This is a genomic window from Rhodococcus sp. NPDC058532 (assembly GCF_042719255.1).
Classification (GTDB): Bacteria; Actinomycetota; Actinomycetes; order Mycobacteriales; family Mycobacteriaceae; genus Rhodococcus_G.
In genome coordinates this window covers 46,211-58,781 of the sequence record NZ_JBHXNU010000007.1, presented here as the reverse complement: position 1 = coordinate 58,781, position 12,571 = coordinate 46,211, and the positions used below count along the sequence as shown (strand labels likewise).

The window sequence follows — 12,571 nt, the reverse complement described above, 5'->3', positions numbered from 1 at the left end:
TTGACGCCGATAGCGTTTCGGTCATGAGCACCGATGTGCACGCACCCGGCGACAGCGACCCGACGCCCACCGAGCCACCTGCTCAGGGCCTGTACGCGAAGCTGAACTGGCTGCGGGCGGGCGTGCTCGGCGCGAACGACGGCATCGTCTCGACCGCGGGCCTGGTGGTGGGTGTCGCGGCGGCGACGACCGAAAGCGGCCCCATCCTCACCGCAGGCCTCGCCGGGCTCGCGGCGGGCGCGGTGTCGATGGCGCTCGGCGAGTACGTCTCGGTGAGCACCCAACGGGACACCGAACGGGCACTGCTCGCGCGGGAACGCGCCGAACTGCGGGACACCCCGCAGGACGAGCTGCGGGAGCTGGCGGACCTGTACGAGGCGAAGGGCCTGGCACCGGCCACCGCCCGGCAGGTGGCGGAGGAACTGACCGCGCACGACGCGTTCGCCGCGCACGCCGACGCGGAGCTGGGCATCGATCCGAACGACCTGACGAATCCGTGGCAGGCGGCGAGGTCGTCGGCGGTGTCCTTCACGATCGGCGCGATGCTGCCGCTGATCGCGATCCTGGCGACGCCGCAGCCGCTGCGGATCCCGGTGACGTTCGTCGCGGTGCTGGTCGCCCTCGCCCTGACCGGCAGCATCAGTGCCCGACTCGGAGGATCCCGCCGGGCCCGCGCCGTGCCCCGGGTGGTGCTCGGTGGCGCGCTGGCGATGGTGGTGACCTTCGCGATCGGTCAGGCGTTCGGCACCGTGGTCTGACCCGCCGCCAGGGCGGGCACCACGAACTGCTCGACCAGGGCCCGCTCCTCGTCGGCGTCCGCCGCGGGAACGGTGAGCAGCGACACGATCACCCGCACCACCCACCGTGCCTGCCGCGACAGATCCGTCCCGTCGGCGCCGGACGCGCCGGCGAGGAAGGCCGCGCCGAGCACCTCGATCACCTCCGAGGTGCTCGCCAACTCCGACGCGATCCCGGCGTCCTCGACCGCGAACCAGACCGCGAGGGTCGGGGTTTCCCGCACCTGCCGGACGGCGGCGAGAATCGCGTCGGCGATCCGGCGTTCGGGGTCGGGGATGGCGGCGACCTCGGAGGCGACGCGTTCACCGACCCGGCGCGCCTCCCGGTGCACGAACGCGCGGTGCAGCGAGCGCCGACCGTCGAAGTGGCGGTACAGGGTGGCGCGTGAACATCCCGCGGCGGCGGCAATCTCGGCCATCCCGGTGGTCGCGACACCGCGCCGCACGAACAGGTCCGCCGCCGCGTCCAGGATCCGCTCCGCGGCGATCCCGGACCGCTCCTCCCGCAGCCAAGTCACGGACGCACCCGGAACGGGACGTGCAGCGGACGCCGGACGTAGTTTCCTGGCGCATAGACGATTCCGTCGACGTCCACCTCGAACTCGGGGCACCGGGCGAGGAGTTCCTCGAGCGCAACGCGGGCCTGCATCCGGGCGGCCGCGGCACCGAGGCAGTGGTGGCCGCCGTGACTGAACGTCATGATCTGACGCGGCGCCCGCAGCACGTTCAACTGCTCCGCGTCGTCGCCGTACATTCGCTGGTCGCGGTTCGCGGAACCGTAGACCAGCAACGTCTTCCGGCCCGCCGGGATGGTGACGCCGTGCAGGGTGACGTCGCGGGTGGTGGTGCGGGCGAGCCCCTGCACCGGCGACGTCAGGCGCAGCAGCTCGTCGACGGCGTCCGGGATGCGGGACGGGTCCTCAAGGAGCAGCGCCCGCTGGTCGCGGTGCAGGGTGAGCAGCGCGGACGATCCGCCGAGCATGCCGGTGGTGGTGTCGTTGCCGCCGGTGACCATCGTGAACGCGAACCCGAGGATGGACAGCAGCCCGGAGAGGTCGCCGTCCGCGCCCATCCCGGCGGACACCAGGTGGGAGATGGTGTCGTCGCCGAGTTCCCCGGTCGCGGCCTCGGCGTGCCTGCGGGCGATCAGCTCCCCGAAGTACCCCATCAGCTCGCCGACCGCGTTCGCCGCGGCGAGCGGGTCGCCGGTCGCGTTGGCCGCGACGATCGCCTCGGTCCAGCCGTCGAACCGGCCGCGGTCCTCCTCCGGCACCCCGAGGTAGTGCGCGACCACCATCGACGGCAGCGGCTTGAACAGCTCGGTGACGATGTCGCCGCCGCCTGCCGCGCGCAACCCCTCAATGCGCTCGACCACGAAGGCCCGTACCGCAGGCTCCACCGACTCGACCTGACGCGGCGTGAAACCGCGGGCGACGAGCTTGCGGAAGTCGGTGTGCTGCGGCGGGTCCTGCATCACCAGCGGCGGATTGTCCCGCAGGCCGATCTTGTCCAGTTCGCCGTAGCTGGTGGTCAGCCCGTCCGCCGACGAGAAGGTCTCGTGGTCGCGGGCGGCGGCGAACACGTCGGCGTGCCGGGTCAGCACCCAGTAGTCGTGCTGCGGGGTGGACGCGGGCACCACGTGGTGGACCGGGTCGTGCTCGCGCAGCGCCGCGTACATGCCGAACGGGTCGCGCCAGGTCTCCCCCGTGGGCGGAACGTAGGCCACACTGCCGGACATCATCGTCGTCATGTGTCGAGAGTGAGACAGATGCTCGAATATGTCAACCACCCCGAACTGTGCGTGATTTTCACCCCGGTCGGGGTGAAAATCACGCACGGGCGGCGCAGCCGCTTGGCTGGGTCAGCTGGTGCTGCCGAGACCGGGGAGACCGGGGAGCTCGGAGATCACCACGCTCGCGTCGATGACCTGCGGACCGAGGGCGGGCGTCCACACGATCGCGCCGCCCTCGAACATCCGGAACCGGCCCGCCTCGTCCGGCATAGACATCTCCGGGCCGATGGGGTCACCCAATGCCCCTGCCGGGCCACCGATCTCGGCGTACTTCTTCTCGATCTCGGTGGGGGCGGGCGGTTCGCCGGGCGCGGTCGGCGGCAGGTCCGGGGCCGGGCCCGGCGCGGCACCGGGCGCGACGAGCCCCTCGGTGACGGTGAACCAGTCCGACTTGAGGCCGAGCTTCGTCCGCGCCTCCTGACCGGACACCCGGGCGGTGCCGCCCGATCCGGCGACCTCAAGGTCGGTGACCCGGCCGCCGTCGGCGCCGAGGTTGTTGCGGCCGACGACGGTGATCGACCGCAGGTCGCCGACGCCGAACGCGCGACCGATCTCGCCCGCGGTGAGGGTCTGCGTCCAGTCGTGCGTCGGCGAGAGGGTGTCCCCGCGATCCTCGACGGCCGCGAACTCACCGCCGGAGGTGTATCCGCCGGTGGACGAGGAGAACTCGGCGGAGACGGGTTGCCCACCCCGGGTGATCACCTTGCCCGCGGTGGTCCGCACCGCCTCGGTGGTCCGGTCGTCCTCCCGGCTCGACCCGCCGTAGACCTGACAGTCCTGGGTGTCGCAGGTTTCGGCGTAGGGATAGCGATGCTCGGCCGCCGCGTAGGAGCGGGCGGCGATCGCCTGGGCGCGCAGCGCCTCCTTCCCGCCGCTGTCGGCCCAGTCGGCCTTTGCCTCCACCGGCACCACCCCGAGGAGGTAGTCCTCGAGGTCGAGGTTGTTGAGGACCCGGGACTCGACACCGTCGAGCGCGACGCCGAGCGATCCGCGGAAAGTGTTGCCGCCGCACAGTTTCAGGTGTTCGTTCGCGGGCCGGTCCGGGGACAGGTCGATCGGGTCCACCCATGGATGGTCGGTTGCGCCCTGCCACACGACCGCGCCGTCGCACCCCTGGGTGACGACGACCGCCGCGCCGCCGGGGGTCGCGGTCAGGTGCACGGCCTCGCCGGGCGCGACGTCCCGGCCCGCCACCCGCGCCCCGGCATCCGAGTAGGCGCCGAGCCCCTTGCCGTCCAGCCCGACGAGCCGGACCCCGATCCGCCGGTCGGTGACGTCGCCGAGCTCGGTGCCGCCGTAGTAGTGGCCGACGATCCGCTCGGCGGACCATCCGTCGTTCTTGGCGTACCCGTAGGCACCCCACTGCCCCATGCCGCGGCCGTGCCCGTGGCCGTGGCCGGAGATGGTGAACGGGGTGTCGGCGGCGACCACGGGCATCACCGCCGGGTCCCCGGAGTCGACGAGGAGGGTCCCGACCGCGCCCGCCGCGACCAGCGCGGGCACCACCCCCAGGGTCAGCGACCGACGGAGCGGGGAGGTGCGCCCCCCGCGATCGGATCGTCTCCGCGGGGCTGATGTGCGACGGAGTTTCGCCATGGCCAGGTCTCCTCGTCGACGGAGTTGTCCCCGGGTCCTCGTCGGCCGAACGGTCGACACCCGGACATCGAGCAAAGTCTCAATCTAAAGTTGAGGCTTAGGTAATCTGTGGCTAGTGTTGCAAGAGTGCTCGGCATTGGCAACATCTGTCACATTGGTAACACCAGTAACACCGTCGGGTCGGATGTCACCATCCCGGCAGCCGGCGCAGACCGCACACGCCAGTAGCAACCGAGGGAGCCGTTTTGCCGCACCGTCGACCGAAGTCGTCGATCGTCCTGGGGACGGTCGCCGCCGTGGCCATCGCCGCCCCGTTCGCGGTTTGGGGCGTGTCCAGTACGTCGGGCATCCGCTCGACCAGCGACTCGTCGCCGGTCGCGGTCCCAACCCAGATCGCCGAGATCGCACTCGCCCAGATCCCCGACATCGTCGTTCCGGTGAAGGAACTGACCGGGCTCGATCTGCCCGACCTGCGCCTGTCCGACCTGAAGAAGCTGCCACTCCCGTCGGAGATCGCCGTCCCGCAGGGCCTGCCGCTGCCCGAGGGCATCACCCTCCCGGAGACCATCACCCTGCCGACCGAGCTGCTGCCGTCGGCGCCGTCGGATGTCGCCGAACCGGTCGCCCCCGCGCCAGCGGAGAACGGCGCCCCCGCGCCAGCGGAGGAGCTCGGCACCGCGGTCAAGGAGATCGTCCGCGACACCCCGTTCAGCATGATCGCGCTGACCTCCGAGCTCGGCGCGACCGCGGCCAAGGTCCGGGCCCGGCTTGCCGACGGCTCGTGGGGTCCGTGGTTCGCGACCGAGCAGCTCGAGACCGGCAAGAACGATCGGGCGGCGGGCGGAAAGACCGGGACCGAGCCGGTGTACGTCGGTGACACGACCGCGGTGCAGGTGCTGGTCACCAAGGCCGCGGAGGCGGTCGCCGGGACGCCGAGCGGATCCGCCGACGCGGCCCCCGCCGGGGCAGCGCAGCCCGCCGATCCCGCCCGGCCGAACGTGCTGACCCCGACCGACCCGTCGAAGGACCCGATCGCATTCGCCCCGGCCGCTGTCAGCACCCCGCTGCGCGCGCAGGACCCGGCGCAGGCGTTGGCGGACGCGGTCACCGCCGTCCTCATCCAGCCGGGATCGGGGGACGCGGACGCGTCGCTGTCCGACATCGCGACCTCGGTCGGCGGGTCCGGCCCGCGAGTGATCACCCGCGCCCAGTGGGGGGCCGATGAGTCGCTGCGCTGCGACGGCCCGACCTACGACGACAGCCTCGGCGGCGCGACGGTGCATCACACCGCGGGCAGCAACGACTACACCCGCGCCGAGTCGGCGGGGATCGTCCGTTCGATCTACGCGTACCACGCGCAGACCCTCGGCTGGTGCGACGTCGGATACAACGTGCTGGTCGACAAGTACGGCCAGATCTTCGAGGGCCGGGCGGGCGGCCTGGATCGCAACGTCCAGGGTGCGCACGCGGGCGGATTCAACGAGAACACCATGGGCATCGCAATGATGGGCGACTTCTCCACGGTCAGCCCGCCGCAGGCGACCGTCGACGCGGTCGGCCGGTTCCTCGGCTGGCGGCTCGCCAAGGCGGGCCTGGACCCGCAGGGGCGCACCACGATGTGGTCGGAGGGCACCGAGTTCACGCCGTACCCGCAGGGCGCGGCGGTCGACCTGCCGATCATCTTCGCGCACCGCGATGTCGGCAACACCAGCTGCCCCGGCGACTCCGCGTACACGAAGATGAACGAGATCCGGGCCATCGCGAAGGCCAACCCGGACGGTGGCTCCTCGAGCGGGTCGGGTGTCCTCGCCGCCGCGCCCGCCAACCCGGCACCGGACGCGGCCCCGCCCGCTCCCCCGGCCTCCGGCGGTGCCCTGCCCTTCGACACCGGATCGGCCGACTCGGTCGTCGCCCTCGTCGACGAGATCCTGAAGCTGACCGATCAGTCCCCGATCGCGCAGAAGTGGATCGCGGAGGGCGGCGACACCGGACGGCTCGGCGCCGCGCTGACCGGGGAGTTGCCTGCCAAGGCGGGCAACCTGCTGGTGAAGTTCGCGAACGGGGTGATCGCGACGTCACCGAACGGCGGGGTGTGGACGGTGCTCGGCAAGATCTACGAGACGTGGCAGCAGAGCGGGCTCGACGCGGGCACGCTCGGCCTCCCGATCAGCGACGAGTACGCGGTGCCGGACGGCATGCGGGCCGAGTTTGAGAAGGGGTCGCTGATCTTCAACGAGGTCACCGGCGTGGTGACGACCGTGCTCCGGGCGTACAACGGCGCGGCCGCCGACGTCGCAGCACCGGTCGCGGGGTCCGCCCCGCAGGCGCCCGCCCCCGCCGAGGCCCCTGCTCCGGCACCCGCGGAGGCACTGGTTCCGGCACCCGCGCCCGCGGGCTGACACCCGATTCCCTCTCGGCCCGCTGAGGATCCGTTCGGATCCTCAGCGGGCCGAGAGCATGTCCTGGTAGGCGGCGATGACCGTCACCAGCGCGGTGTCCTCCGCCGCGGACTGGGTGGAGAACGCGGCCCGCTGCTGGGCGTCGGCGAGGCGCTGCTGGGCGGTCGCCCGGATCAGCGCCGGGTCGGCATCGGCGGCCAACCCGAGCCTGCCGCAGGCGGTGTCGCCGGCCAACAGGTCACGCACCTCGTCGACCAGCGGCGACTCGGGATCGACCTGGAGCAGCCGCGCGAGATCCTCGAGCAGGGTCACCTGCCGCAGCGCGGGCGCCGACCGCATCTGGTGGGCGATGGTGCGGATCTGGTCCCGCGCCGGATGCTGATACGCGAGCCGGTCGAGGCGGTCGAGGATCCGTCCCGCCCTGTGCCACACCGCGACCCGCCCGATCGAGGCGTGCATCAGCCGCCGCAGGTCCTCCACGCCGGAACGCTCCGCCAGCCACGCCCCCAGCGCGGCGGCGCCCGACCGGGCGACGCCGCGGCCGTGCAGGATGCCGTACTCACCGAGCAGGTCGAGCAGTCGGTCCCGGTCCGCGGGGGTCAGCGGGGCCGGGTCGTCGGAGTCGAGCAGGTCCACCAGGTCCAGTGGGTGGTACGGGGCAAGGCCCGCGAGCAACTGTGCGTCCCGCTCGGTGAGCGCGCCGGTGTACGCCGTCTGCGCCATCAACCCCGAGATCGGCGTCACCGCCGTCGCCGTTCTGGCCAGTCGTCGCCCCAGCTCCGCCGCATGCGACCTCGCCAGCACCAGTGGATCCTGTTGCCCGAGGGCACCTTCCCCGAATCCGTCGGCCCGGGAGAGCACTCCGAGGACGTTCAGCGGCGTGAACGGCAGCGTCCGGAGGAACTCGAGCTCGTCGGCGCGCGGCGTCGCGTCGAACAGGAACACCGCGGCGTCCGCGTCGACGGAGGCGGTCCTGGTCTGGTCGACACCGTCGATCAGCGCGCGGCGGGTCGCCGCCTCGTTCGGTGCGGTCAGCGTCGCCAGCCCCGGCGTGTCGATCAGCGTCACGTCCCGGATCGCCGCCGACGGCAGCCATCGGTGCACGTGCCCGACCTCGGCGGCCGGGATCGGCAACGCCATCTCGGCGCCGGGTGACACCGCGACCGGGCGGCGCACCCCGTCGAGTCCGACCACCTCGGCCCGGGACGGTGCCCCGTCCTGGTAGATGGTGACGACCTTCGTCGCCTCCAGCGCGGCGGTTTCCGCGACCGGCGCCCCGATCAGCGCGTTCACGAGCGTCGACTTCCCGGCCTTGAGCCGGCCGACGATCACCACCCGCGGCGGCGACCAGAGGATCGCGCCGAGACCGTTCGCGTGGTCGGCGAGATCCCCGCCGAGCGCGGCGAGCCTGCGCAGCCCGTCGTCCACGACCGCGTGCACCGGGTCGTGGCCCGCCCGCGTCATCGGGTCACCGCCCCGACCGGCGACTGGGCAAGCAGTTCCTCGAGTTCGGTGATCCGCTTGCCGACGATCCGGCGGTTGTTCTGCAGCCGCTCACGGGTTTTCGTGCGGCTCGCCTCGTCCGAGGAGGCGGCCTGCTCGGCGGTGCTGATGGTCCGACGCAGGTCCTCCAGGGTGCGGCGCAGGTGGCTGCGATAGCCGATCACGATCTCCGGCCGTGCCTGCGCGACCGCGCCGTCCAGCAGCCTGCCGACGGTGACCTTGGTGGTGCCGATCGTTTCCCGCAGCCAGGTCAGCAGGTTCGCCTTCCCCGACCGGATCGCGCGGTGCCCCAGGTTCACCCCCACCCACACCGTCCCGACCACCGCACCGATTCCGACGACCGCGGACAGCCCGATCAGGCCGCCGAGCGTCGACGACCCCACCACGCCCATCGTCAGCAGCGCCGGGTCGATCAGACCCTGCCGACGGCTCGCCACCTGATGCGACTCGATCGTCCGGTCCCGCATGGAGTCGACGATCCGGCCGCACAGGTCCTCCCACAGCACCGGGTCATCGCCGAGCCGCGGCTGGTACACCTCCGCGTGCAGCCGCTGCAGGAAACCGGCGAGCGTCTCGGCCATCGCCGCCTGCAGGTCGGTCTGCATGTCGGCGACAAATTTCTGTGGGCTGCGCCGCAACACCTGCATGCCATGCGAATTCACGTATGTCGTCCACTTGTCGCGGATTTCGTCGAGTCGGCGGTCGAGATCGTCGGCGGACTGCTGGCGCACCAGGGTGATGTCCCGCGCGAGGTACTGCTCCCACTGCCGGGAATGCTCCTCCAGTTCGGTCAGCCGGTCGCGTTCGGCGGTGAGACCGGGCAACCGGTCGGCCGCATCGTCGACCGCGGCCAACTCGCCGTCCACCCGGGTCGCGACGGTGCGCAGCCCCTCCAATGCGGTGCGCAGCGCGTCGGCGGCGGGCAGGGCCGACGCGGCGGCGAGACGGTGATGGATCTCGCTGCGCAGCAAGCCGATTCCGCTGACCTGCTCGAGGTGCGCGCGTCGTGCCGGGTCGGGGTCATCGGCGGCGAGGACACCCCGCAGGCTGGACACCCCGATGACGGGCACCGCCCGCTGCAGGTGTTCGCGCAGCAGCCGCTCGTTCTCGGCGACGATCGGCCGCCAGCGGCGCAGGTTCTTGTCGGTCTTCGTCACCGCGACCACCAACGCGTCGACGGACGCGGCCGCCTCCCTCGCGAAGGCCATCTCCGGCGCCGTCAGCGGGCTGGACGCATCACACACCAGCACCAGCACGCACGCCTGCGCGGAGGTCTGGGTCGCCAACGCCGCCAGGCCGGGTTCGAGGCCACCGACGCCGGGGGTGTCGATGACGGAGACGTCGCCGAGCGCATGCCCGGCCAGTGGCACCACCGCCGCGGTGGGCAGCGACTCCGCGTCGGGATCGCGGACCCCCGCACCGTCCACGGTCACCCACCGATCCAACTCGGCGACCGGGATCCGCCGTGCCCCGCCGGGGGTCAGCAGCGTCGCCGTCCCGTCCTCGCCGTCGACGTCGGGGACGACGCTCACCGTGACCGACGAGGTGGTGTCCACGCCGACCGGGCACAGGTTCCGCCGCCCCACCAGCGCGTTGACCAGCGAGCTTTTGCCGCGGTTGACCTCGCCGACGACGACCACCGTGCGGTTCTGCCGGTCCGGGTCGTTCTTCCTCGTTGCGAGGTCGGCGAGCTCGTCGAGGCCGTACGCGCGGAGCACCTTCCCCGCCGCGGCAACAACCTCCGCCACACGCTCCGGCGTTGGAGCGGAGTCGACACCACCCACGATTCCCCCTCGTCCGCCCGGCTGCCAGCTGCGCACTTACACTAACGGCCGTTCCGAGGGGGCCCGGACGTGGGCGCTAGCGCGCTGACCGCGGCCGCCGGGAACATTTCGCCGCCCGGCCGCATCCAACGTGCGAGACCCAACCACCCGGCCGGGTGGACATCGACACCCAGAGGGGACAGCGCAGTGCGACTTCGAGGATGCAAGCTGATCGTGGCGGCGGCCGTGACCGTCGGGGCGGTCGCCGGATGCGGCGGCACCGAGGCGACGGACCCGCAGTCGGAGGAGACCACCGCGACCGCCGAGACCGCAACGGCCGAGGTGGATCCGGCGGCGCTGGACACCGGCGACTACCCCACCGACCCGGCTCCCGCGTTCGGCAACGCGACCCCGGAGGAGGTGGCGCCGGTCGACGGTCAGCGGATGGCCGAGTTCGTCGTCGCCCCGTGGGAGGTCGACCCGGAGTTCAACGATCCGACCCTCCCGACGTTCGTGGTCCGCAACTACAAGATGCTCAAGGGCACCCTCGACGAGAGCGTCTACGAGGTCCCCGCGAACGCCTCGTCCGCGATCTACGGCTTCGTCACCTCGGCGCGGACCTCGACCGCTGGCGATCGGGCCGGGACCGAACGGGCCCTGACGAACCTGGTGATGCGGTACATCGACCCGGCGGCCGCCGCCGCCGCGGCCGGGCAGATGGCCGAGGCGTCCGCGGCGCGCCCGGGGAGCACGGCCGTGGACATCCCCGGCCTGCCGGACTCGCACGGCATCAGCAGCACCGCGGTGGCCGGCGAGGTCGAGCTCGCGGCGTTCACCCCGCACGGCGAGTACGTCCTCTACTCCTGGGCGAGCGCGCCGCAGGACCGGGCCGACGAGGTGGAAGCGACCCTCGCCCGCATCGTGGAGCTGCAGGGACCGCTGATCGACCGGTTCCCGCGGACCCCCACCCGGTCCCAGAACGGTGGCGAGCGCCCCCAGCTGGAGGTCGACCAGAACGACATCCTGATCTATGCGATCCCGGCGGCGGCGGACGCGCCTGCCGGCGACGCGGACCGCGGCGTGTACGGCCCGCGCGGCATGTCGCACTTCTACGCCTCCCCCGCCGAGATGTACCGGACCCTGTCCAAGCACGGCTCCGAGCACAACGCGATCTACAAGACGACGGTGTACCGGGCGTCGACCCCGGACGACGCCGCCGCGATGCTCACCGAATTCGACGGCCTGAGCCGGTCCAACGGGTGGACGACGATCCCCAGCCCGGCGGGCCTGCCGAATGCCAGCTGCCTGACCAAGACCACGCAGAGCGCCGACCAATACTCCTGCTCGGTCCAGGTGGGCCGCTACATCGGGGAGGCAAGCGGCCTCGATGACCGCACCGACGTCTACCGGCAGATCTCGGCGCAGTACCTGATCCTGACCAAGGCCGACCAGGACGCGCGGTAGCACGCCGCCGTTCCGGGCACCGCCGATGCCCGGAACGGCAGCCGGTCAGGCGAACTGCTTGGACAGCGGGGACGGGAAGCGCAGCATCACCCGGACCCCGCCCAGCCATTCGGTGAGCGCGTCGGCCTCCGCGGCGAGCGCCCGCTCGGCCTCGACTCCGACGTCCTCGAGCAGGTGCACCACCACCCGACCCGCCTCGTCCTGCCACCAGCCGCCGACGATCCGCCCGTCCCACCACGCGGTGGGTCCGGCGTTGCCGACACTGTCGAACAGCGGCTGCTGGTAGGACCCCAGGTACCAGTCGCGCTCGCGCCACCCCATCGTCGTCGGGTCCAGACCCGGCAGCAGCGCGGCCCACGGCTCGACCGCCCCGACGGGCGCCAGGTCGTCCGCGAGCAGGTAGCCCACCCCGCCGTCGAGGTCCACCCGGGCGACGTCCAGCACCGACAGCGCCTGCCGCACGGCCGTCAGGGTCGAACCCAGCCACCACTTCAGGTCGGCCTCGGTGCCCGGCCCGAACGCGCGCAGCCATTCGGCGACCAGGCGCGCGGTGCCGTCCCCCTCGGGGACCGACGCGATCCGCGACCCGAGCCACGATTCCGTTGTTGCCCAGCGGTTTCGGGACGTCCACCAGGACCCGTCGTTGCCGGCGCGCACGACGAGGCCCTCCGCGGACAGCACGGTCAGGACGCGCGGCCCGATCGACATCTTCCCGCCCCAGCTCTTGCCCTCCCCGTGCACGATGGCCCCGGCGAGCACCGGAATCGCCGCCTTGAGCTCGCGGTAGGACACCGGCCCGGCGCCGTCGGCGAGCGCGCCGAGCACCGCGGCACCCGCCTCGTCCAACCATCGGGCGCCGTCGCCGAACAGCCCCGCCTTCTCCACATCGCGGACGAGGCTGCGGCGTTCCCGGTCGGCGACCCGGCCGCTCGCCCCGGCCTGCGCGGCGGGCAGCGTCTCGCGCGGGAAGACGAATTGGGTGCGGCGCATCGCGAGGTGCCGGACCAGCGACCGCTCCTCGTACAGCGCCCGATCCAGGTCACCGACCGTCATCCCGTCCACCCGGGCCCGCGCGGACAGGTAGACGGTGGCCGGGTCGGTGGCGTGCAGGCACACCAGGCCGCGGGGCGGGTTGGTTACCGTTGCGGACCACCCCCCCCGCGACAAGGGATGTCGGCGGGACAAACAGGGCCAACACCCCCCGGGGACCCCCCCCCCCCCCCCCCCCCCCCCCCCCCCCCCCCCCTCCTCCCCCCC

General features: G+C 72.5%; 9 protein-coding genes. 3 read left to right on the top strand and 6 right to left on the bottom strand.

Going from position 1 to position 12,571, the window contains the following annotated elements:
- The first annotated feature begins 23 nt into the window (after window positions 1–23).
- A complete protein-coding gene (locus ACFWQG_RS10700; RefSeq protein WP_378507597.1) occupies window positions 24–758 on the top strand; it encodes a VIT family protein in 735 nt (244 codons plus the stop codon).
- Here the strand turns inward: ACFWQG_RS10700 and ACFWQG_RS10695 are convergent.
- The 3 genes from ACFWQG_RS10695 to ACFWQG_RS10685 form a co-directional block, all read right to left on the bottom strand.
- Window positions 734–1,315, bottom strand: a complete 582-nt coding sequence (locus tag ACFWQG_RS10695) for a TetR/AcrR family transcriptional regulator (RefSeq protein WP_378507596.1) — start codon at window positions 1,313–1,315, stop codon at window positions 734–736. The two genes, ACFWQG_RS10700 and ACFWQG_RS10695, sit on opposite strands and share 25 nt — an antisense overlap.
- Entirely contained in the window at window positions 1,312–2,547 is a 1,236-nt protein-coding gene (locus tag ACFWQG_RS10690; RefSeq protein WP_378507595.1) for a cytochrome P450, read from the bottom strand. Before ACFWQG_RS10690 ends, ACFWQG_RS10695 begins: the two co-directional genes overlap by 4 nt.
- A 111-nt stretch (window positions 2,548–2,658) precedes the next feature.
- On the bottom strand, window positions 2,659–4,185 hold the full coding sequence (locus tag ACFWQG_RS10685) for a SpoIID/LytB domain-containing protein (RefSeq protein ID WP_378507594.1): 1,527 nt from the start codon (window positions 4,183–4,185) through the stop codon (window positions 2,659–2,661).
- Window positions 4,186–4,430: 245 nt separating this feature from the next.
- On the opposite strand from ACFWQG_RS10685, the gene ACFWQG_RS10680 reads away from it, so the two are divergent.
- Complete coding sequence (locus ACFWQG_RS10680) at window positions 4,431–6,584, top strand: N-acetylmuramoyl-L-alanine amidase (protein WP_378507593.1); 2,154 nt, start codon at window positions 4,431–4,433, stop codon at window positions 6,582–6,584.
- A gap of 42 nt (window positions 6,585–6,626) precedes the next feature.
- Here the strand turns inward: ACFWQG_RS10680 and ACFWQG_RS10675 are convergent, their stop codons facing one another.
- Together ACFWQG_RS10675 and ACFWQG_RS10670 are read right to left on the bottom strand one after the other, a co-directional pair.
- Entirely contained in the window at window positions 6,627–8,048 is a 1,422-nt protein-coding gene (locus ACFWQG_RS10675) for a GTPase (protein WP_378507592.1), read from the bottom strand.
- Window positions 8,045–9,871, bottom strand: coding sequence for a dynamin family protein (locus ACFWQG_RS10670; protein ID WP_378507591.1), 1,827 nt, complete (start codon window positions 9,869–9,871; stop codon window positions 8,045–8,047). Before ACFWQG_RS10670 ends, ACFWQG_RS10675 begins: the two co-directional genes overlap by 4 nt.
- A 186-nt stretch (window positions 9,872–10,057) precedes the next feature.
- Here ACFWQG_RS10670 and ACFWQG_RS10665 point away from each other — a divergent pair, with 186 nt between their 5' ends.
- On the top strand, window positions 10,058–11,314 hold the full coding sequence (locus ACFWQG_RS10665; protein WP_378507590.1) for a hypothetical protein: 1,257 nt from the start codon (window positions 10,058–10,060) through the stop codon (window positions 11,312–11,314).
- Window positions 11,315–11,359: 45 nt separating this feature from the next.
- On the opposite strand, the gene ACFWQG_RS10660 is transcribed toward ACFWQG_RS10665, so the two are convergent.
- On the bottom strand, window positions 11,360–12,499 hold the full coding sequence (locus ACFWQG_RS10660; RefSeq protein ID WP_378507589.1) for a winged helix DNA-binding domain-containing protein: 1,140 nt from the start codon (window positions 12,497–12,499) through the stop codon (window positions 11,360–11,362).
- Window positions 12,500–12,571 lie beyond the last annotated feature (72 nt).